The following is a 20,771-nucleotide window of genomic DNA, read 5'->3' on the forward strand; positions in this document are numbered from 1 at the left end:
TGCCCTGCGGGCCGCGTCCCGGCCGTCCGGCGCAGGCGTCAGCCGAACGCCAGGTACACGATCCCGTAGCTCAGCGCCGCGACCGCCGCTGCGGCCGGCATCGTGATGAACCAGCCCATGATGATGTTCTTCGCGACGCCCCACCGGACCGCGTTGACCCGCTTCGTCGCCCCGACACCCATGATCGCGGACGTGATCACATGCGTCGTCGAGATCGGCGCATGGAACAGGAACGCCGAACCGAACATGATCGAGGCGCCCGTCGTCTCCGCCGCGAACCCCTGCGGCGGGTCCAGCTCGATGATCTTCCGCCCCAGCGTGCGCATGATGCGCCAGCCACCGGCGTACGTGCCGAGCGAGAGCATCACCGCACAGGCGATCTTCACCCAGACCGGGATCGCGTCGCCCTGGCCCTCGACATCGGCGATGACCAGCGCCATCACCACGATGCCCATCGTCTTCTGGGCGTCCTGGAGTCCGTGCCCGAGCGCCATACCGGCCGCCGAGACGGTCTGGGCTATCCGGAATCCGCGCTTGGCCTTGTGCGGGTTGGACTTCCGGAACATCCACATGATCCCGACCATCACCAGATAGCCGCAGACCAGGCCCACGATGGGCGAGACGAACATCGGGATGACGACCTTCTCCAGGACGCCGGTCCAGATCACATCCGTGCCGCCGGCGAGCGCCGCGCCCACCATGCCGCCGAACAATGCGTGCGAGGAGGACGAGGGAAGGCCGAAGTACCAGGTGACGAGGTTCCACACGATCGCGCCGAGCAACGCGGCGAAGAGGATGCCCATCCCCTTGCTGCCCTGGGGCGTCGCGATGAGCCCCTCGCTGACGGTCTTGGCCACGCCCTGTCCGAGGAACGCGCCCGCGAGGTTCATCACCGCGGCCATCGCCAGCGCCGCGCGCGGTGTCAGGGCGCGGGTGGAGACGGACGTCGCGATGGCGTTCGCGGAGTCGTGGAAGCCGTTGGTGTACGTGAATCCGAGCGCGACACCAATGGTCACGATCAGGGCAAAGGTGTCCACAAGCTTCAGGACTCCTTGACCGCGATGGTCTCGACGGTGTTCGCGACGTGCTCGAAGGCGTCGGCCGCCTCTTCGAGTACGTCCACGATCTGCTTCAGCTTGAGGACCTCGATGGCCTCGTACTTGCCGTTGAAGAGGTGGGCCAGCAGCTTGCGGTGGATCTGGTCGGCCTGGTTCTCGAGGCGGTTGACCTCGATCCAGTACTCGGTGAGGTTGTCCATGGTCCGCAGGTGCGGCATGGCCTCCGCCGTCAGCTCCGCGGCCCGCGCGAGGACCTCGATCTGCTGCTCGACACCCTTCGGGAGCTCCTCGACCTGGTACAGCACGACCAGGTCGACGGCCTCCTCCATGAAGTCCATGATGTCGTCGAGCGACGACGCGAGCTTGTAGATGTCCTCGCGGTCGAACGGCGTGATGAAGGAGGAGTTCAGCTGGTGGAAGATCGCGTGCGTCGCGTCGTCTCCCGCGTGCTCCGCTGCCCGCATCCGTTCCGCGATCTCGGCCCGGGCGGAGGAGTCCGCCCCGAGCAGTTCCATCAGGAGCTTGGAGCCCGTGACGATGTTGTCCGCGGAGGCGGCAAACATGTCGTAGAAGCTCGTCTCCCTGGGGGTCAGACGAAATCGCACGTGGGGTCCTCGGGGTGCATTGGATTCGGTCAGGCTGATGCTAGGCGCATTCATCCGGCCACGGCCAACCGGCTTCCTCAGTGTCGCCCATCGGCAACAGTGCACAGCACAGCACCCCCGGCCCCCTGGCCGGAGCGATTCGGTACCATATACCCATGAGGGGTATGTGACTCCTATGTGATGGATCAGGCACAGTTTTCGGACAGGCTCCATCTCGGCACAGCTGACAACCGGAGGACGCGATGACGACCACCGAGGCGGGCGGCCCCCCGGTCACGGACCACGACCGCGGCGTGCACGGCTACCACAAACAGAAGGACGAGCACCTCAAGCGGCTGCGCCGTATCGAGGGCCAGATCCGCGGCCTCCAGCGCATGGTCGATGAGGACGTCTACTGCATCGACATACTCACGCAGGTCTCCGCCTCCACCAAGGCACTCCAGTCGTTCGCGCTCCAGCTGCTCGAGGAGCATCTGCGCCACTGCGTCGCGGACGCCGCGGTCAAGGGCGGCGACGAGATCGACGCCAAGGTCGAGGAAGCCACCAAGGCGATCGCCCGCCTGCTGCGCACCTGACCTGCCGCTTTCCCGATCTGCCGGCCACACGGCCGGCGCTTACCCGCCTTGCCGCCCATCCGACCGCCGCATACCCGACGTACAGCGCCCCCCGGGGACGGTCCCGCCGAGAGGGATCAGTCGATTCGGCCGGATTCGGACCGCTCGGCCGCCACCTTCAGCACCTCGTCGATACGGTCCGGGCTCAGCCGGTCCTCGTCAGCGGCCGACGCCGCGATGATCAGCTCACCGCACAGTTCGATCTCGGCAAGCGCCACGTGGTCCTGGACGGTCGTCGTACTGGGCGGAGCCACGTGCGTTCACCTCTTCCTGCCGGGCGTCGACTTCCTAGCGTAGGGAGTGGTGCACACACCGCGCATGGCACGTCCGGACCATTTCGGGGGTGTCTTTCAGATCTTCCCGGGCTGACCCGAAGGAACCCCACGGGCCCCGGCGGCGAACGGACACGGCCACGAAGAACACGGACTACGTCCCGATCCTGCCGGCATAGATGTCCCGCCGGTCGGGGAGAACCATGGTCACCGGAGTGCCGAAGTCGTAGAGCACCGTGGTCGACGTGACCGCGACCGTACCGGTCGCGTTGGCGAAACTGAAGCGGTGCCGCACCTTGCGGAGCCGCCCCTGCTCGTCGAGATACACGTCGAACGGCACGGTGTCGGTGGCGAACCCTTTCGCCGCGGCCGCCAGCGAGGCCCGCGCATGCGGTTCGGCGGCCAGCGCCGCCCGCCCGATGTCCGTGCTCCCCCGGTAGTGGTGCACCGTCTCGCCGGCGACGCTCTCCTCCCCGACGTACGTCACGTCCCGGGCGCCGCGCAGCAGTTCGGCCGCGGCCAGCGGATCCGTCGCCCCGCCGGTGACCAGATTGCCGTCCGCGAGGGTCGTCGTGTCGATCCGCACCCACTTGTCGGCGGGTACACCCGCGCCCCGGTTCTTCATGTAGAGCGCCCCGGGTGCCATCAGTTCCGTGACCGGGCGGTGTTCGTCCGCTCCCGCGGGGTCCTTCGGCAGGACCACCGTCAGCCGGCCCATCCGCCGCCGGAAGTCGTAACCGCCCTCGCCCTGGATGGTCACCCGCGTCCCGCCGGTCGCGGTCTCCATCGACGTACGCGCCCGCGCGCTGCCGGCGGCGACCAGCGCGTCCGCCGCCGTGCGCACCCGGTCGGTCCGTCCGCCGCCGGGCCGGTCGTCGGCGACCGCGCCCGTGCCGCCGGAGCAGCCGCTGGTCGCCATCACACCCGCCACGGCGGCGGCGACCACCAACGCGGCGCCCCTGCGCCTGTGCTGCTGCACCACCATCGACCGCCAACCCCCAACACCGGAACCGCTGCTTCTACGAGACCTCCGCCCGTCCCGCATAACGACGGCCAGGGCCCGTCGTCACGCGACCACCCGGGTTGCGCTCCGCGCCAGTACCGTGGAGAGGTGCCAGCGCGAGACCTCCCGGACAGCGGAGAATCCCCTCATCTCACGACAACCACCGAGCGGGGCTCGTTCGCGATAGCCCGGTGCAGCTGCGGATGGGCCGGACCCGCCCGACGCTCCCGTGAACGAGCACGTACCGACGCCGAGTTGCACGGGACAGCCGTCACCGCGAGAGACTGAGACCGCACGGCAGCCCCTGGACCGCGTTCCTCCGGAACCCCCACGGCCTCAGCGCCGTCTTGTCCCCCAGGAGGCACCATGGACCGGCGCGCGCTGCTCACCACCGCTGTAGCTCTGACCGCGACCGCCTGCAGCAGCAGTGCGGGCGGCGGCACACCCACGGCCGAGGCCACCACCGGCACGGCCGGCCGCATACCCACGCCCCGCGGGTCCGCCTCGACGGCCTCCGCCGCCGCGGCCGACTGGACAGCGCTCGCCCGCGGCCTGGACGGGCAGCTGGTGCGCCCCGGCGACGCCGCGTACCCCACGGCCCGCCAGCTCTACAACACCCGCTTCGACGCACTGAAGCCCGCGGCCGTCGCGTATGTGTCCGGCGAGGACGACATCGCCGAGTGCCTCGCCTACGCCCGGGCCCACCGCACCCCCGTCTCCATACGCAACGGCGGCCACTCCTACGCCGGTTGGTCCTCCGGCAACGGCCGGCTCGTCATCGACGTCTCCGCCCTGAAGAAGGTCGGCACGGACGGCACCATCGGCGCCGGCGCCAAACTGATCGACGTCTACACCACGCTCGGAAAAGCCGGCCGCACCATACCGGCCGGCTCCTGCCCCTCCGTCGGGGTGTCCGGCCTCACCCTCGGCGGCGGTCACGGCGTCACCTCGCGTGCGTACGGCCTGACCTGCGACAGCCTCACCTCGGCAAGGATCGTCACGGCCGACGGCCGACGGCTGACGGCGAGCGCGAAGGAGAACACGGACCTGTTCTGGGCGCTGCGCGGCGCCGGCAACGGCAACTTCGGCGTGGTCACCGAGCTCCGGTTCCGTACGCACCCGGCCACGCCGACCGTCGTCGGCTATCTCACCTGGCCCTGGTCGAAGGCGGCCGCCGTGTTCTCGGCCTGGCAGCGATGGGGACCCGACCAGCCCGACGAGATATGGTCCTCGGCCCATCTGTCGGCCGGCCCCGGCGGGCATTCCCCCACCTTCTCCATCGCCGCCTTCTCCCTCGGCACCGAGGGCGACCTGAAGAACGCCGTCGACCGGCTCGCCGACGCGGCGGGCTCCCCGGCGAGCAACGTCTCCATCCGCCGGCGCGGCCATCTCGACGCCATGCTCGGCTACGCGAACTGCGCCACGCTCAGCCAGGACCAGTGCCATCTGCCCGGCCGCACCCCGGGCCGCTCCCCGCAGGGCGCGCTCCAGCGTGAGACGTACGCCGCGGCGTCCGCCTTCTTCGACCGGGCGCTCTCCCCTTCCGGCGTCCAGGCAGTGCTCGCGGCGGCCGAAGGGTTCACGCGCCTCCCGCAGAGCCAGGGCGGGGGCGGCTCCATCGTCCTGACAGCGCTCGGCGGCGCGGTCAACCGGGTGGACCCGCTGGCGACGTCGTTCGTCCACCGCCGCTCTCGGATGCTCGCGCAGTACATCGCCGCCTGGCGCCCGGGCGCGCAGGGCACGGCCCAGCAGGCGTGGCTGAAGAGCACCCATGCCTCCCTGCGCCGTTTCGCGTCGGGGGCGGCGTACCAGAACTATGTCGATCCGACGCTGACCGACTGGCGGCGGGCCTACTACGGACCCGCGGCGGACCGGCTCACCCGGCTGAAGAAGCAGTACGACCCGGGCAGGCTGTTCGACTTCCCGCAGGCGCTGTAGCCCGTACGGGGGCCCCCGAATGGCCGGTACGGTGCCGGGCCTGTGCGCTGGTTACATGAACCGAACCGGACGAATAGCCACGCTCACGGCGACCACCGCGCTCACGCTGGCCCTCCCGTTCGGCGGTGCCGTGCCGGGGGCGTCCGCGGAGCCGGCCGAGACGGCCCCCGCCGTCGCCTCCAAGCCGGACGGCCCGCTCGAGAGTTCCCTCGCGGTGCTCGCCACCGGAGCGATAGCCGGCGCCGGAACCGTACTGATCGTCCGTCGCCACCACCGCCGCAACCGCGGCGGACGCCGCTGACCCGCCAGGACCCGGTACGGCCTGCGGCTCACGGCCCAAACGATCAGGCAGCCAGGTCGTTCCGGCCCGCGCCCTCGGTCCGCGGATCGTGGATGTCCAGCGGCTCGGGACGGTCCGCCTGGGCGGGCGCCCGCTTCGAGCGCACGAGCCGTCCGGCCCGGCCGGAGCCCGCGACCGCCGACACCACCGGGGTCAGCAGGGCCAGCGCGAGCGGGGCGAGGAGCAGGGTGACCGCCGTACCGAGCGCGAAGCCGCCGATGACATCGGTCGGGTAGTGCACGCCCATGTACACCCGGCAGAACCCCTCGGCGAGGGCGAGACCGATCGCGGCCCAGCCGAACTTCCGGTGCGCGATGAACAGCCCCGCACCGATCGCCATCGCCATCGTGGCGTGGTCACTGACGAACGAGTAGTCGGTCTTCCCGGAGACGAGGACCTCGATGCCCTGGTGGTCCAGGAACGGACGAGGTCTCTCCACGAACCCGCGGATCGGGATGTTGATCAGCAGCGCGATGCCCGCGGCGAGCGGCGCCCATACCAGCGCGACGACACCCGACACCGAGTCCTCGGTGGTACCGCGCCGGCGCACGCTCCACCAGCACCAGAGCGCCACGGCCACCATCGCCAGCAGGATGCCCCACTCGCCGACGAACTCCATCACGCGGTCGAACCAGTGGGGTGCGTCCTTGGCCAGGCCGTTGATGTCGTAGAGCAGGCTGACATCAGGGCTCGACCCGCCCCTTGACTCCGTCAGGGGGAACCCCATTGCGAGTCCAGCCATCTGCTGCGGCCCCTTGCCTTGTGCCTGCCGCGGTGCACGGGTGCACCGCTCGTACCAACCCCCGTGGTCAGTGTGGTGTCTGCTGCATGGTCAGTGCCGCTGTCACAGTCCAGGGAACGGCACGTTCCCCGGCTTCGTTCCACTCTCCACCGAACGATCACCATGACGTTATCGAAGAGAGACACATCGCTGCAGCTCAGGGCCTTGGCCTAACGGAGAGTTCCAGCCATTCGCGACGCCCCGTCAGGCCCCCGGAGGCACCGTGGGGAGTGCTTTTGCGCCATCCTCGGTGACCCTCGTGGCGCCGAAGTAGTCCGGGGTGTCGATCTTGTCGAAGCGGATCACGGCACCGGTGTAGGGCGCATTGATCATGTAGCCGCCGCCGACGTACAGCCCCACGTGCCGGATGGCGCGCGAATTGGTCAGGTCGTCCGAGAAGAAGACGAGGTCCCCCGGCAGCAGCTCGTCGCGGGACGGATGCGGCCCGGCGTTGTACTGGTCGTTGGCCACCCGCGGCAGCTCGATCTTCACCGTGCGGTACGCGGCCTGCGTGAGCCCGGAGCAGTCGAAACGTCCGCCCTGCTCAGGGGTGCCGTTACCGCCCCACAGATACTTCGTGCCGAGCCGCTGCTGCGCGAAATGGATCGCCCCGGCGGCCTGCCGCGACGGCTCGACACGGCCGGCCGGGCGGGCGAAGCTCTTCTCCAGGGTGCGGATGATCTTCACGTAGTTCTGCGTCTCGCGGTACGGCGGAACCCCGCCGTACTTGATGACCGCGTACGCGCCGGCGTTGTAGGCGGCGAGCATGTTGTCGGTCGCGTCGCCCGGCGCCTTCTTGACATATCCAGCCAACTGGCAGTCGTACGTCGCAGCAGACGGAATCGCGTCGGCCGGATCCCACACATCGCGGTCCCCGTCCTTGTCCCCGTCGACGCCGTGCGCCGCCCAGGTGCCGGGGATGAACTGCGCGATGCCCTGCGCGGTGGCCGGGCTCTGCGCCTTCGGGTTCCAGCCGCTCTCCTGGTAGAGCTGGGCGGCGAGCAGCGCGGGATTGATGGCCGGGCAGAGATTGCCCCACTTCTGCACGAGCGGCTGGTAGCGCGCCGGCACGGCCCCCTTGGCCAGAGCGACGGCACCGTTCCTGCCGTCGATCCCGAGGAGGCCGGAGGCGGCGGAGTACGTACCGACGACGAGCAGGCCGACGAACCCCAGGCACACCACGACGGACGCGCCCGCGACCAGCCACGCCTTACGCACCGTCAACCACCCTTCACCCCATGGCAGTAGGCCCTGCGCCAGTGTAGGTGGGCAGGGCCTCAATCAGCGGTCGGAGAAGAGGGCGGGGCGGGAAGCGTTCGCAGGATGGCGCGACCGCGACGTCCGCGCCGCGCCACCGGCTTCCCTTCCCCGCCGCGGAACCGGACCTACGGCTTCCCGTCCCCGCCACGGAACCGGACCCACGGCTTCCCGTCCCTGCCGCCGAACCCGGCCTACGACTTGCGCGCCACGCCGCCGAACATCGCGACCTCTTCCGGCTCCGGCCGGCCCTCGGGGACGTCCACGCGCCAGCGGGAGCAGGAGACCACGCCCGGAGGGAGCAGTTCGAGGCCGTCGAAGTAGCCCTCGACCTCCCGCGGAGTGCGCTGGGTGAGGCGCGGGGTGCCGTGCTCGTTCCAGAAGGCGACCGCCGCGTCCACGTCCGGCATCGTGGGGCTGGTGATCGTGTGCGACAGCACGAGGTGGCTGCCGGAGGGCAGCGCGTCCATCAGCCGGCGGACGACCGCGTACGACTCCTCGTGGTCCTCGATGAAGATGACCACGCCCAGCAGCATCAGTGCCACGGGCTGCTTGAAGTCGAGCGTCTCCGAGGCACGCTCCAGGATGGCGTCGACATCGCGCAGATCGGCGTCGAGGTAATCCGTACGGCCCTGAGGAGTGCTGGTCAGGAGCGCGCGGGCGTGCGCGAGGACGAGCGGGTCGTTGTCCACGTAGACGATCCGCGATTCGGGCGCGACGCCCTGTGCGACCTCATGGGTGTTGTCGGCGCTGGGCAGCCCCGTTCCGACGTCGAGGAACTGCCGGATCCCGAGATCCGCCACCAGATGGTGGACGGCCCGGCCCAGAAACTGACGGTCGGCCAGGGCATAGTCCCCGATGCCGGGGTGAATGCCCCGGATCTGGTCCCCGGCCTCACGGTCCACGGGGTAGTTGTCCTTGCCGCCGAGCCAGTAGTTCCAGATCCTGGCGGTGTGAGGGCGCGAGGTGTCGATCCGGTCGCGTACGTGCTCGTTTTCGGTCACGGGCCACAACATATCCAACTCGGGGCCTCGGGAGGGAGGTTGAGGCGCAGATGGGAGACGTTTCTGCACCCTCCGCGGGCCCGGCCCCGAACACGGCCGCGCCCCGGTCCGGAACACGGCCGCGGACACGGCTCCGGCGAGGAACCTCCCCGGCCGGCGGACCGTCATATGTCACGGCGGACGCACCCGTTCGCCCGGCACGCGCCGATCGGCTGTCCGGAACGCCCCAAAGGTGCCACAACGACAGTCATTGCCCGGAGTCACGCACCGTGATACACAGAGTGACGGTACGGGCTCCTCTCTGTGAACAGGTCGGCACCGCCGCAGGTCAGGGCGGTGGGATCGGTCATACGTGCGGAGATCGGGTAAAGAGACCCGCCAAGTCGGCATACGCGGGCGGTTTCATCAGCGAAGATAGAGCGATGGCCCATGCCGAGGGGCATGGGCAGCGAACAACCCGACAGGGGCGGTGAGTTACACATGATCCTGGCAGCCGAAAAGGGCGACATCACCACCATCATCGGCGGAATCGCCCCGAACTGGGGGCCTTTCGGGAGCCTGGGCAATGAAGCCCGCATCATGATCGAGGTCGTGATGGCGGTGGCCATCCTGCTCTGCCTCGGTATCGCGATCTGGGGCGCCGCGAAGCAGCGCATCGGAGCGACCGCGCTGCGCGACACCTTCAGCGCGGAACAGGGCAAGGGCCTGATCGTCGCCGGCCTGACCGGCGTCTTCATCATCGGGTCACTGGGGACCCTGTTCACCATCGTGTACGGGATGGCCGTCTGACCGACCCGTCGGACCCTCCGTCCCCTTCCCGCGTGCCCGGCCCACCCAGAGGTTGCGTCTCCCTGATGTCGAGTCACCACACCGCGCCCGCGCGGAAAGCAGCACGGCTACCGTCGTACTACGCGGTTCTGCACCCGGTCGAGGGGAAGTGCGCGACATGAGCCTGGGGGACGACCACGGCTTCGGCGGCGACACGAGCAGCCGGGTGGACGACGGCTTCCGCGGCACGGGCCAGACCCGCACGCGCCTGCCCGGCACGGACACGGACGTCTACGGTGGCGCCCGCCGCCCGGTCCGCAACTCCCGCTCGCTCATCACGGTGGTGGGCGTCGTGGTGCTGCTGATCGCGGCGATCGCCTTCGCCAACCAGGGCGGCGGCGACGAGGAGCGCGCCGGAGAAACCCCGAAGGGCCCGGAATCGGCCCCGACGGCGGCGACGGGCGTGAAGCCGGTACAGGGCAAGGTGGGCGGGATCCCGACGGGGTACGGGAGGAACGAGCAGGGGGCGCAGAGCGCCGCTGCCAACTATGCGGTGGCACTGGGTTCTGACGGAATGTTCAACAAGGACCGTCGAAGCCAGATCGTGGACACCGTCTACACCCCGGACGTGGCCGCTGCCCGCCGCGGCGACCTGGACAAGGTCTACTCCGACCCCAAGTTCCTCAGCAGCATCGGCCTGAAGCCTGATGGCTCCGCCCCGACAGGGATGACCTTCATCACGCGCTTCAATCCCGTGGGGTCGAAGGTCGAGTCGTTCAGCCCGGACTCCGCCAGCATCTCGGTCTGGTACTCCTCGCTGTTCGGTCTGGCCGGCGACGACTCCACGAACCCGGTGACGGAGGCTTGGTACACCAACACCTTCGCGCTCAAGTGGGTCAACGGGGACTGGAAAATCACCGACTTCACCCAGAAGGACGGACCCGTACCGGTGGGCCGTGACCAGGTCGCGTCCGGCGCCAAGGAAATGGCCGACGCCGTGCAGCAGTTCGGAGGGTTCACGTATGCCCGCTAGCCGCCGTCGTGTTCTGACGATCACAGCCGCTGTGACGGGTGTCCAGACCGCCGCAGTCCTGCTCGCGACCCGTGCGTCCGCGGCTCCTACGCCCACGCCGGCACCCAGCAGCACCAACGATCCCTGCGACCTCATCCGCGGCCCCGCGCGCGACTACTGCGACCGGGGGGGCGGCGGCGCCCCCCGTTCCGGACCCACCCCCCAAGACCCCACCGACGCCCTCGACCCCCTCTCCTCCCTCGCCCGCGGCTGCGCCGACGCCGCCGTCTGGACCGTCGACACCCTCTCCAAGGCCGTGAAGTCCACGGCCACCGTCGACTTCACCAACACCGCCTTCCTCTCCCAGTACGCCGTCGTCTTCGCCGCCGCCACCATCCTCACGCTCGTCCTGTGGCTCCTCGCCGTCGCCAAGCGGGCCATCCGCGGCGTGCCGCTGATGACCGCCATCTCCGAAGCCATCGGCTTCCTCTGGCTCACGGTCCTCGCCTCCGCCTTCACCCCGCTGATCCTCTACACCCTCGTCTCCGCCACCGACGGCGTCACCGAGGTCATCGCGGGCGGTACCAGCGGGCAGACCGACATGTTCTTCGGGAACTTCTCCGCCGCCCTCAAGAAGGGCACCGACATCGGAGGCGGGCCGATCATGCTGATCGTCGTCTCCCTCGTCACCGTGCTGGCCGCCGGAATCCTCTACCTCGAGCTGTTCATCCGCGCCGTCCTCCTCTACGTCGGTGCCCTCCTCGGCGTCGTCGTCTACGCCGGACTCGTCGACAAGAACATGTGGGGCCACGTACGCCGCTGGGCCGGCATCATGATCGCGATCATCCTCATCAAGCCGGTCATCGTGATCGTCCTCGGCCTCGCCGGTGCCCTCTCCGCCGATCAGGGCCCCGACTCCTTCTCCGCCGTCGTCTCCGGACTCGCGATCATCCTGCTCGCGATCTTCGCCTCGGCGATGATCTACCGCTTCGTTCCGGGCTTCGGCGACGAGATCGTCGCCTCCCGCAACAACCGCCTCCAGGGCGGCGCGGAGAACGCCGCCGCCGCCGTCATCAGCTCCCCCGCCGCCCTCGTCTCCCAGGGCATCAAGACCCACAGCGCCCGCGGCAACCCCCGCGGCGGCGAGAACAGCGGCGGAGGCGGCGGGGCCAGGCCGTCCAACCCCATGGGCGGCGGCGTAGCCGCCCACAGCAGCCGCACCCCCGGGGGCGGCGGCGGAACTGTCCCCTCCGCCGCACCCCCGCCCCGCAGCTCCCGACCCAGTAGCAGTCCCACCAGCGGCACCCCGCACAGCAACCGCAAGAGCACAGGAGGTGGAGGGCGTTGACGACCCAGTCCCATCCCATCGCGCCCCGCCGTACGTATCTGATCGGCCGGGCCCGGCCGAACGCGATCGTCGGCAAGAACCGCGAGACCGGCGAGATCGCCCTGATCATCGCCGGCGCGTTCCTCGGCATGATGTGCGGACTGCTCGTCCCCGTTCTGTCCGTGCGCATCGTTCTGCTGATGGGCTTCCCGCTGCTGGCGCTCGCCGCGGTCTACGTGCCGTACAAGCACCGCACGTTCTACAAGTGGTTCGAGGTCAACCGCAGCTTCAAGCGCACCCTGCGCAACGGCACCGTCTACCGCTCCACCGCCGTCGAGGCCGGCACCCGTCTCGACGGACGTGAGGTCGAGGTCGGCCCGCCCCCGGGCATCGGCCGGATCAACTGGCTCGCCGCCCCCTTCGGCCCCGACGAGATCGCCGTACTGCTGCACGCGGACCGCCGTACCGTCACCGCCGCCATCGAGATCGAGGGCCCCGGCGTCGGACTGCGCGACAGCGAGGACCAGGAGGCCCTCGTCGACCGCTTCGGCACGCTGCTCAAGCATGTGGCCAACGGCGACGGCTTCGTGACGCGCCTTCAGATGCTGGCCCGTACGCTCCCCGCCGACCCCGACGCCCACGCCAAGGACGTCGCCCAGCGCGGCGACCAGAAGACCCCCGGCTGGCTGCGCGACTCCTACGACCAGCTCCAGTCGATGGTGTCCACCTCCAGCGAGCAGCACCGCGCCTATCTCGTCGCCTGCATGCACTACACGCGGGAACTGGCCGCCGAGGCCCACGCCATGGCGCGAGCCACCCGCCACGCCTCCGGCGCCAAGTCCCGCAAGCTCGACAAGGACGCGGGCCTCGCAGTCGTCATGGCGCGCGAACTCACCGACATCTGCGCCCGCCTCGCCGAGGCCGACATCCGCGTCCGCCAGCCGCTCGGCCAGGGCCGGCTCGCCTCCCTCGTGCACTCGATGTACGACCCGGACCACCCCATCGACCACATCCAGGCCATGACGAAGCGGAACGCCTGGCCGGCCGAGCTCGACGCCATGCAGCCCACCTTCCTCCAGGCCAAGACCCGCGAGTCCTCCACCCGCGCGCCCTGGTGCCACTCCACCGCGTGGGTGAAGGAGTGGCCGATGACCCCTGTCGGCGTCAACTTCCTGGCACCGCTGCTCGTCCACACCCCCGACGTGATCCGCACGGTCGCGGTCACCATGGATCTGGAACCCACCGAGGTCGCCATCGAGCGGATGCTCACCGAGAAGACGAACGACGAGGCCGACGCCAGCAGGGCCGCCAAGATGAACCGCACGGTCGACCCGCGCGACATCGCCGCACACGGCCGACTCGACCAGCGGGGTGAAGATCTCGCCAGCGGTGCGGCAGGGGTCAACCTTGTCGGGTACATCACTGTGTCGTCGCGTTCGCCCGAGGCCCTGGCCAGAGACAAGCGGACGATCAGGGCCTCGGCCGGTAAGTCGTATCTCAAGCTGGAGTGGTGCGACCGCGAGCACCACCGGGCCTTTGTGAACACCTTGCCGTTCGCGACCGGCATCCGCCGATAGGGGCCCGAGTGATGCGAGATCCGCTGTCCGTCCTCACCGATGCCTTCACCTCCTTCCTGTTCGGGAAGGTGGAGACGACCCGACTGCCCGTCCGTACCTCGACCGGGCAGGCGCAGGCCGTCTATCTGCCGACCGCGGCGCCGGGCCTCGGCGACTCGGGCGTGATCATCGGCCGTGAGGTCTACAGCGGCAAGGGCTACATCTACGATCCCTTCCAGCTCTACGGCCAGCAGCTCCCCGCCCCGCACTGGCTGGTCCTCGGCGAGTCCGGCAACGGCAAGTCGGCACTGGAGAAGACCTACGTCCTGCGCCAGCTCCGCTTCCGCGACCGGCAGGTCGTCGTCCTCGACGCCCAGGGCGAGGACGGCGTCGGCGAATGGAACCTCGTCGCGCAGGAGCTGGGTATAACTCCCATCCGGCTCGACCCGATGACAGCGCTCGACGGCGGCATCCGTCTCAACCCGCTGGACCCCGCGATCACCTCGACGGGCCAGCTGGCGCTGCTGCGCACGATCATCGAGGTCGCGATGGGCCACGGCCTGGACGAGCGCTCCGGCTTCGCGCTCAAGGTCGCCCACGCCTACGTGAATGAGTCCATCACCGACCGCCAGCCCGTACTGACCGACATCGTCGACCAGTTGCGCCACCCGGAGGCGGAGTCGGCGGAATCGATGAACGTCGACATAGACGATGTACGGGCCTGGGGCCTGGACGTCGCGCTGGTGCTGGACCGGCTGGTCGACGGTGACCTGCGCGGCATGTTCGACGGCCCGACGACCGTCGGCATCGACCTCGACGCACCGCTGATCGTCTTCGACCTCTCCCACATCGACCGCAACTCCATCGCCATGCCGATCCTCATGGCGATCGTGGGCGTGTGGCTGGAACACACCTGGATCCGCCCGGACCGCAAGAAGCGCATCTTCCTGGTGGAAGAGGCGTGGCACATCATCAACAGCCCGTTCGTGGCGCAGCTGTTCCAGCGGCTGCTCAAGTTCGGCCGGCGGCTCGGTCTGTCGTTCGTGGCGGTGGTCCACCACCTCTCGGACGTCGTCGACGGCGCGGCGGCGCGGGAGGCGGCGGCCATCCTCAAGATGGCGTCCACCAGGACGATCTACGCCCAGAAGGCGGACGAGGCGAGAGCCACGGGCCGGGTCCTGGGCCTGCCACGCTGGGCGGTCGAGATCATCCCGACGCTGACCCCGGGTATCGCCGTCTGGGACGTCAACGGCAACGTCCAGGTGGTCAAGCACCTGGTGACCGAGGCCGAACGACCACTCGTCTTCACCGACCGTGCCATGACGGAGTCCTCGGGCCCCGCACTGCCGGAGGACGTACAGGCCGCGGAGTGGGAGGCGGAGGAGCGTGCGGCGCTGATCGAACGGCAGCAGCAGCTCGACGAGTCCGAGTCGACGGTGGCATGACATGCACGACGACCGCCAGGGCCGCCGCCGGCGGGACGAGAACGAGCGGGGCATCCCCGACGGCATGCTGCTGGCCCTGCTCGGCTTCCTCCTCGGCCTGACCATCCTGGTCTGGACGGCGACGGGCCTGGCCGGTGTGCTGTCCCACGGCGCCTGGCCGCAGGGCGTCACCTACCAGAACACCCCGCTGGCGATGCGCTCCCTGGCCTCGGCCCCGCGCGACCTCGCCGCGGCCTGGCCGTCGACGCCCGCGGCGGAACTGTCGGGCTACGGCCTGTTCTGGGGCCTGGCGATCGGCGAACTGATGGTGCTGATCGTCCTGACGATCTTCGCGCTCGGTACGACGGCCCGCTGGCGCGCGGTCCGGGCGGACCGCCGGGAGGCCATCCGTGCCGCCCGCCGCGACGAGGTACACGACGACCGGACCGGCAGCCGCAGCCCGACCCGGGACGGTGCGGAGTCCCTCCCCCGCGAAGCGCACCCGGTGAGCCCCGGTCCGTACGCCGAGCCCGCACACCACGCCGCCGACGCGCCCACAGCCGTGGTCCCCGGTCCACCGGTGGAGCAGACGGCCGGCGCACGGCCCGCCGACACCGCACCCCTGGCGGCAGCACCCGAACCCGGCGTCCTGCCGGCTCCCGTCCCACCGCCCCGCGCCGCCGCGCCCCGGCTTCTCTACGGCGACCCCGCCACGCGCCGGCCCGCCACGCTCCAGGCCGTGCTCGACGCCGCCGGACCCGCACTCGTCGTCACGTCCGACCCCACCGTGTGGGCCGAGACCAAGGACGCCCGGGCCAAGCTGGGTCCCGTGCTCGTCTACGACCCGGGCCATCTCTGCGACACCCCCGCCCGGCTCCACTGGTCTCCCACCGCCGGCTGCGAGAACGCCGACACGGCCGCCGCGCGCGCCGTCGCCCTTCTCACGCCGGTCCGCCCGCGGGCCCTCCTCGACGCCGCCATGGCCGACACCGCGGAGACACTGCTGCGCTGCTGGCTGCACGCGGCCGCGGTGGACGGGCGCCCGTTCAAGCAGGTCCACCGCTGGGCCCAGGGCGGCGGAGCCCAGGAGGCCGTACGCGTCCTCCGCACACACCCCAAGGCCGCCTCCGGTCTCGCGGGCCTCCTGGAGTCCTCACTCACCGCCCACCCCGAACGGCGGGAGATCGCCCAGCAGTTGGTCGCCCGGGCGCTCTCGGCCCTCTCCTCGATCCACATCCGCGAGGCATGCGCTCCCAACCGAACCGATGCACTCGCCCTGGAATCTTTCGCCAATGAATCGGGAACGCTTTATCTGGTGGGTGAACCGATCGAGGATCCCCGCACCCACCCCGGAGCGATGCCCTTGCTGACGGCATTGGCGTCAGACGTGGTCGAGCACGGCCGCCGCATGGCCGCACGGTCATCCGACGGTCGGCTCGACCCACCAATGACGCTCGTCCTCGACGACGTGGCTGCCGTGGCCCCGCTCCCCCGGCTCCCGGATCTGCTGACCACCGGTCAGGCACAGGGACTGCCCACCCTGGTGCTGCTCCGCTCGGCCGAACAGGCCCGCGCCCGCTGGCCCGAGCCGCTCACGCAGTAGCCGGTCCTGCTTCCGGACTACCGCAGGACTTCGTACTCCACCTCGCGGGCCGTCTCGTCGCCCGGCACCGGCACGGTGTCGCCGGTCGGCACGAATCCGATCCGCCGGTAGAACGCCGCCGCCCGCGCGTTCCCCTCGTGCACATACAGCCGTACGCGCTTCACGGGCGGTTCCGACAGTTCCCACGACCAGTCGATCGCGGCCCGGAACAAGGCTTCCGACACCCCCGTGCCGCGGACCTCGGGCCGGACGAACACCGCGACCAGATGCGTCTGATCGCTCTCCGCCACCTCCCCGAACCGCACCTCACCCGCCGGCCGCTCCACCAGCGCGGTGATGGTCCCCACCCACCGCCCGTCCGGCGCCTCGGCGATGAACTGCCGCGAACTGATGCCCTCGGCCGCATGGGCGGCACGGTCCTGCCAGAAGCTGTCCGGCCGCCCGACGGCGTGCTCGTACGACTCCAGGAACGCGAGGTGGGCAACCGGGTCCTGCAGAGCGGCGAGCCGGATCTCCTTGGCCCTCTCCCACTCCTCGGCGAGTACGGGGCGAATCACATGGTCCATACAGTGCATCCTCCGTGTGCGACGGACGGACCCGCAACACGGTTTCCCGCACACCGCTTCGCCGGCGGCCGGTCGTGAACGCAAAAATGCCTCAACCCCCGGACATGGTCCAGGGGTTGAGGCTAAAAATTGTTCGGCGGCGTCCTACTCTCCCACAGGGTCCCCCCTGCAGTACCATCGGCGCTGAAAGGCTTAGCTTCCGGGTTCGGAATGTAACCGGGCGTTTCCCTAACGCAATGACCACCGAAACACTATGAAGATATCGACCCGGAACCCACACAGACGGGGGTTCGACAGTTCGTTACTTCAGAACTAACACAGTGGACGCGAGCAACTGAGGACAAGCCCTCGGCCTATTAGTACCGGTCAACTCCACCCATTACTGGGCTTCCATATCCGGCCTATCAACCCAGTCGTCTACTGGGAGCCTTACCCTCTCAAGGAGGTGGGAATACTCATCTCGAAGCAGGCTTCCCGCTTAGATGCTTTCAGCGGTTATCCCTCCCGAACGTAGCCAACCAGCCATGCCCTTGGCAGGACAACTGGCACACCAGAGGTTCGTCCGTCCCGGTCCTCTCGTACTAGGGACAGCCCTTCTCAATATTCCTACGCGCACAGCGGATAGGGACCGAACTGTCTCACGACGTTCTAAACCCAGCTCGCGTACCGCTTTAATGGGCGAACAGCCCAACCCTTGGGACCGACTCCAGCCCCAGGATGCGACGAGCCGACATCGAGGTGCCAAACCATCCCGTCGATATGGACTCTTGGGGAAGATCAGCCTGTTATCCCCGGGGTACCTTTTATCCGTTGAGCGACGGCGCTTCCACAAGCCACCGCCGGATCACTAGTCCCGACTTTCGTCCCTGCTCGACCCGTCGGTCTCACAGTCAAGCTCCCTTGTGCACTTACACTCAACACCTGATTGCCAACCAGGCTGAGGGAACCTTTGGGCGCCTCCGTTACCCTTTGGGAGGCAACCGCCCCAGTTAAACTACCCATCAGACACTGTCCCTGATCCGGATCACGGACCCAGGTTAGACATCCAGCACGACCAGAGTGGTATTTCAACGATGACTCCACAACCACTGGCGTGGCCGCTTCACAGTCTCCCACCTATCCTACACAAGCCGAACCGAACACCAATATCAAACTGTAGTAAAGGTCCCGGGGTCTTTCCGTCCTGCTGCGCGAAACGAGCATCTTTACTCGTAGTGCAATTTCACCGGGCCTATGGTTGAGACAGTCGAGAAGTCGTTACGCCATTCGTGCAGGTCGGAACTTACCCGACAAGGAATTTCGCTACCTTAGGATGGTTATAGTTACCACCGCCGTTTACTGGCGCTTAAGTTCTCAGCTTCGCACGCCCGAAAGCGTACTAACCGGTCCCCTTAACGTTCCAGCACCGGGCAGGCGTCAGTCCGTATACATCGCCTTACGGCTTCGCACGGACCTGTGTTTTTAGTAAACAGTCGCTTCTCGCTGGTCTCTGCGGCCACCCCCAGCTCGAGGAGCAAGTCCTCTCACCAGTGATGGCCCCCCTTCTCCCGAAGTTACGGGGGCATTTTGCCGAGTTCCTTAACCATAGTTCACCCGAACGCCTCGGTATTCTCTACCTGACCACCTGAGTCGGTTTAGGGTACGGGCCGCCATGAAACTCGCTAGAGGCTTTTCTCGACAGCATAGGATCATCCACTTCACCACAATCGGCTCGGCATCAGGTCTCAGCCTTAACGAGGGACGGATTTGCCTACCCCTCGGCCTACACCCTTACCCCGGGACTACCACCGCCCGGGCTGGACTACCTTCCTGCGTCACCCCATCGCTTACCTACTACCACCTTGGATCGCCGGCTCCACCACTTTCCTTTCCCCGAAGGGTCCGGAACGGCTTCACGGGCTTAGCATTAATGGGCTCGATATTGGGCGTTTCAAAGCGGGTACCGGAATATCAACCGGTTGTCCATCGACTACGCCTGTCGGCCTCGCCTTAGGTCCCGACTTACCCTGGGCAGATCAGCTTGACCCAGGAACCCTTAGTCAATCGGCGCACACGTTTCTCACGTGTGTATCGCTACTCATGCCTGCATTCTCACTCGTGAACCGTCCACCACTGCCTTCCGGCGCGGCTTCACCCGGCACACGACGCTCCCCTACCCATCCGTACTCCCGTTGGGGATATGTGTACGAATGACACGACTTCGGCGGTACGCTTGAGCCCCGCTACATTGTCGGCGCGGAATCACTTGACCAGTGAGCTATTACGCACTCTTTCAAGGGTGGCTGCTTCTAAGCCAACCTCCTGGTTGTCTCTGCGACTCCACATCCTTTCCCACTTAGCGTACGCTTAGGGGCCTTAGTCGATGCTCTGGGCTGTTTCCCTCTCGACCATGGAGCTTATCCCCCACAGTCTCACTGCCGTGCTCTCACTTACCGGCATTCGGAGTTTGGCTAAGGTCAGTAACCCGGTAGGGCCCATCGCCTATCCAGTGCTCTACCTCCGGCAAGAAACACACGACGCTGCACCTAAATGCATTTCGGGGAGAACCAGCTATCACGGAGTTTGATTGGCCTTTCACCCCTAACCACAGGTCATCCCCCAGGTTTTCAACCCTGGTGGGTTCGGTCCTCCACGACCTCTTACAGCCGCTTCAACCTGCCCATGGCTAGATCACTCCGCTTCGGGTCTTGAGCGCGCTACTATGTCGCCCTATTCGGACTCGCTTTCGCTACGGCTTCCCCACACGGGTTAACCTCGCAACACACCGCAAACTCGCAGGCTCATTCTTCAAAAGGCACGCAGTCACGACGCAAGGAACAAGTTCCTCGCGCGACGCTCCCACGGCTTGTAGGCACACGGTTTCAGGTACTATTTCACTCCGCTCCCGCGGTACTTTTCACCATTCCCTCACGGTACTATCCGCTATCGGTCACCAGGGAATATTTAGGCTTAACGGGTGGTCCCGCCAGATTCACACGGGATTTCTCGGGCCCCGTGCTACTTGGGTGTCTCTTAAACGAGCCGCATGAATTTCAGCTACGGGGGTCTTACCCTCTACGCCGGACCTTTCGCATGTCCTTCGCCTATCCATACGGTTTCTGACTCGTCTCACCGCCGGCAGACGATGATAAAGAGATCCCACAACCCCGCATGCGCAACCCCTGCCGGGTATCACACGCATACGGTTTGGCCTCATCCGGTTTCGCTCGCCACTACTCCCGGAATCACGGTTGTTTTCTCTTCCTGAGGGTACTGAGATGTTTCACTTCCCCTCGTTCCCTCCACACTGCCTATGTGTTCAGCAGCGGGTGACAGCCCATGACGACTGCCGGGTTTCCCCATTCGGAAACCCCCGGATCAAAGCCTGGTTGACGACTCCCCGGGGACTATCGTGGCCTCCCACGTCCTTCATCGGTTCCTGGTGCCAAGGCATCCACCGTGCGCCCTTAAAAACTTGGCCACAGATGCTCGCGTCCACTGTGCAGTTCTCAAGCAACGACCAGCCACCCACCACCCCGCTGAAAACAGCGAGTTCACTGGGGCCGGCATCGCGAAGGTTCAGACAACTTTCTGCCCGTACCCTCAGATACCCAACAGCGCGCCCGGCACAATCAACCCTCCGCCGCGTTCCACACTCCGAAGA

At 67.8% G+C, this 20,771-nt stretch carries 18 protein-coding genes and 2 rRNA genes; 10 read left to right on the forward strand and 10 right to left on the reverse strand.

The features are described 5' to 3' along the window. Positions 1 to 38: 38 nt before the first annotated feature. The gene (locus tag OHA05_RS16925) at positions 39 to 1,037 is read right to left on the reverse strand and encodes an inorganic phosphate transporter (RefSeq protein WP_313945516.1); all 999 of its coding nucleotides are present in this window, start codon (positions 1,035 to 1,037) and stop codon (positions 39 to 41) included. A 5-nt stretch (positions 1,038 to 1,042) separates the two neighbouring features. Beyond that, positions 1,043 to 1,663 (reverse strand): DUF47 domain-containing protein, encoded by a 621-nt coding sequence (locus OHA05_RS16930; protein WP_313945515.1) that lies wholly within the window; start codon positions 1,661 to 1,663, stop codon positions 1,043 to 1,045. A 242-nt stretch (positions 1,664 to 1,905) separates the two neighbouring features. Here OHA05_RS16930 and OHA05_RS16935 point away from each other — a divergent pair, with 242 nt between their 5' ends. Then, positions 1,906 to 2,238 carry a metal-sensitive transcriptional regulator gene (locus OHA05_RS16935; protein ID WP_313945514.1) on the forward strand — a complete coding sequence of 111 codons (333 nt, stop codon included), beginning with the start codon at positions 1,906 to 1,908 and terminating at the stop codon, positions 2,236 to 2,238. 116 nt (positions 2,239 to 2,354) lie between these two features. Here OHA05_RS16935 and OHA05_RS16940 read toward each other — a convergent pair whose 3' ends face one another. Both OHA05_RS16940 and OHA05_RS16945 read right to left on the reverse strand, forming a co-directional pair. Further along, positions 2,355 to 2,531, reverse strand: coding sequence for a hypothetical protein (locus tag OHA05_RS16940; RefSeq protein ID WP_313945513.1), 177 nt, complete (start codon positions 2,529 to 2,531; stop codon positions 2,355 to 2,357). A 172-nt stretch (positions 2,532 to 2,703) separates the two neighbouring features. After that, the gene (locus OHA05_RS16945; protein WP_313945512.1) at positions 2,704 to 3,534 is read right to left on the reverse strand and encodes a hypothetical protein; all 831 of its coding nucleotides are present in this window, start codon (positions 3,532 to 3,534) and stop codon (positions 2,704 to 2,706) included. A gap of 126 nt (positions 3,535 to 3,660) precedes the next feature. Between OHA05_RS16945 and OHA05_RS16950 the strand changes: the two genes are divergently transcribed. The 3 genes from OHA05_RS16950 to OHA05_RS16960 all read left to right on the forward strand — a co-directional run bounded on the left by OHA05_RS16950 (position 3,661) and on the right by OHA05_RS16960 (position 5,791). Further along, positions 3,661 to 3,840, forward strand: a complete 180-nt coding sequence (locus OHA05_RS16950; protein ID WP_313945511.1) for a hypothetical protein — start codon at positions 3,661 to 3,663, stop codon at positions 3,838 to 3,840. A 78-nt stretch (positions 3,841 to 3,918) separates the two neighbouring features. Continuing rightward, positions 3,919 to 5,490, forward strand: coding sequence for an FAD-binding oxidoreductase (locus tag OHA05_RS16955; RefSeq protein ID WP_328861061.1), 1,572 nt, complete (start codon positions 3,919 to 3,921; stop codon positions 5,488 to 5,490). Positions 5,491 to 5,545: 55 nt separating this feature from the next. Then, positions 5,546 to 5,791: a hypothetical protein gene (locus OHA05_RS16960; protein ID WP_328861062.1), complete on the forward strand. Its 246-nt coding sequence runs from the start codon at positions 5,546 to 5,548 to the stop codon at positions 5,789 to 5,791. A 43-nt stretch (positions 5,792 to 5,834) separates the two neighbouring features. On the opposite strand, the gene OHA05_RS16965 is transcribed toward OHA05_RS16960, so the two are convergent. From OHA05_RS16965 to OHA05_RS16975, 3 genes are all read right to left on the reverse strand, one after another. Next, positions 5,835 to 6,572, reverse strand: a complete 738-nt coding sequence (locus OHA05_RS16965) for a phosphatase PAP2 family protein (RefSeq protein WP_313945508.1) — start codon at positions 6,570 to 6,572, stop codon at positions 5,835 to 5,837. 243 nt (positions 6,573 to 6,815) lie between these two features. Further along, positions 6,816 to 7,829 (reverse strand): C40 family peptidase, encoded by a 1,014-nt coding sequence (locus OHA05_RS16970; RefSeq protein WP_328861063.1) that lies wholly within the window; start codon positions 7,827 to 7,829, stop codon positions 6,816 to 6,818. A 233-nt stretch (positions 7,830 to 8,062) separates the two neighbouring features. After that, complete coding sequence (locus OHA05_RS16975; protein WP_328861064.1) at positions 8,063 to 8,884, reverse strand: SAM-dependent methyltransferase; 822 nt, start codon at positions 8,882 to 8,884, stop codon at positions 8,063 to 8,065. Between the two features lie 468 nt (positions 8,885 to 9,352). On the opposite strand from OHA05_RS16975, the gene OHA05_RS16980 reads away from it, so the two are divergent. The 6 genes from OHA05_RS16980 (at position 9,353) to OHA05_RS17005 (ending at position 16,562) form a co-directional block, all read left to right on the forward strand. Further along, a complete protein-coding gene (locus OHA05_RS16980) occupies positions 9,353 to 9,661 on the forward strand; it encodes a hypothetical protein (protein WP_313945505.1) in 309 nt (102 codons plus the stop codon). A gap of 157 nt (positions 9,662 to 9,818) precedes the next feature. Then, entirely contained in the window at positions 9,819 to 10,673 is an 855-nt protein-coding gene (locus OHA05_RS16985) for a hypothetical protein (protein WP_328861065.1), read from the forward strand. Next, entirely contained in the window at positions 10,663 to 12,000 is a 1,338-nt protein-coding gene (locus tag OHA05_RS16990; protein WP_328861066.1) for a hypothetical protein, read from the forward strand. Before OHA05_RS16985 ends, OHA05_RS16990 begins: the two co-directional genes overlap by 11 nt. Continuing rightward, positions 11,997 to 13,556, forward strand: coding sequence for an SCO6880 family protein (locus OHA05_RS16995; RefSeq protein WP_313945502.1), 1,560 nt, complete (start codon positions 11,997 to 11,999; stop codon positions 13,554 to 13,556). The genes OHA05_RS16990 and OHA05_RS16995 overlap by 4 nt, the downstream gene beginning before the upstream one ends. 11 nt (positions 13,557 to 13,567) lie before the next feature. After that, entirely contained in the window at positions 13,568 to 14,980 is a 1,413-nt protein-coding gene (locus OHA05_RS17000) for an ATP-binding protein (RefSeq protein WP_313945501.1), read from the forward strand. Position 14,981: 1 nt separating this feature from the next. After that, a complete protein-coding gene (locus tag OHA05_RS17005; protein WP_328861067.1) occupies positions 14,982 to 16,562 on the forward strand; it encodes a type IV secretory system conjugative DNA transfer family protein in 1,581 nt (526 codons plus the stop codon). A 17-nt stretch (positions 16,563 to 16,579) separates the two neighbouring features. Here the strand turns inward: OHA05_RS17005 and OHA05_RS17010 are convergent, their stop codons facing one another. The 3 genes from OHA05_RS17010 to OHA05_RS17020 form a co-directional block, all read right to left on the reverse strand. Next, positions 16,580 to 17,128, reverse strand: coding sequence for a GNAT family N-acetyltransferase (locus OHA05_RS17010; protein ID WP_328861068.1), 549 nt, complete (start codon positions 17,126 to 17,128; stop codon positions 16,580 to 16,582). 131 nt (positions 17,129 to 17,259) lie between these two features. Further along, a 5S ribosomal RNA gene (gene rrf / locus OHA05_RS17015) occupies positions 17,260 to 17,376 on the reverse strand. Positions 17,377 to 17,464: 88 nt separating this feature from the next. Beyond that, positions 17,465 to 20,588 (reverse strand): 23S ribosomal RNA (locus OHA05_RS17020). Positions 20,589 to 20,771 lie beyond the last annotated feature (183 nt).

It is taken from the genome of Streptomyces sp. NBC_00306, assembly GCF_036169555.1.
Taxonomy (GTDB): domain Bacteria; phylum Actinomycetota; class Actinomycetes; order Streptomycetales; family Streptomycetaceae; genus Streptomyces; species Streptomyces achmelvichensis.

Excerpts from the sequence above, each read along its gene's own strand:
- OHA05_RS16980 (WP_313945505.1), top strand. The coding sequence starts at position 9,353 with ATGATCCTGGCAGCCGAAAAGGGCGACATCACCACCATCATCGGCGGA.
- OHA05_RS17005 (WP_328861067.1), top strand. The coding sequence starts at position 14,982 with ATGCACGACGACCGCCAGGGCCGCCGCCGGCGGGACGAGAACGAGCGG.
- OHA05_RS17000 (WP_313945501.1), top strand. The coding sequence starts at position 13,568 with ATGCGAGATCCGCTGTCCGTCCTCACCGATGCCTTCACCTCCTTCCTG.
- OHA05_RS16990 (WP_328861066.1), top strand. The coding sequence starts at position 10,663 with ATGCCCGCTAGCCGCCGTCGTGTTCTGACGATCACAGCCGCTGTGACG.
- OHA05_RS16955 (WP_328861061.1), top strand. The coding sequence starts at position 3,919 with ATGGACCGGCGCGCGCTGCTCACCACCGCTGTAGCTCTGACCGCGACC.
- OHA05_RS17010 (WP_328861068.1), bottom strand. The coding sequence starts at position 17,128 with ATGGACCATGTGATTCGCCCCGTACTCGCCGAGGAGTGGGAGAGGGCC.
- OHA05_RS16975 (WP_328861064.1), bottom strand. The coding sequence starts at position 8,884 with ATGTTGTGGCCCGTGACCGAAAACGAGCACGTACGCGACCGGATCGAC.
- OHA05_RS16985 (WP_328861065.1), top strand. The coding sequence starts at position 9,819 with ATGAGCCTGGGGGACGACCACGGCTTCGGCGGCGACACGAGCAGCCGG.
- OHA05_RS16945 (WP_313945512.1), bottom strand. The coding sequence starts at position 3,534 with ATGGTGGTGCAGCAGCACAGGCGCAGGGGCGCCGCGTTGGTGGTCGCC.
- OHA05_RS16960 (WP_328861062.1), top strand. The coding sequence starts at position 5,546 with ATGAACCGAACCGGACGAATAGCCACGCTCACGGCGACCACCGCGCTC.
- OHA05_RS16965 (WP_313945508.1), bottom strand. The coding sequence starts at position 6,572 with ATGGCTGGACTCGCAATGGGGTTCCCCCTGACGGAGTCAAGGGGCGGG.
- OHA05_RS16935 (WP_313945514.1), top strand. The coding sequence starts at position 1,906 with ATGACGACCACCGAGGCGGGCGGCCCCCCGGTCACGGACCACGACCGC.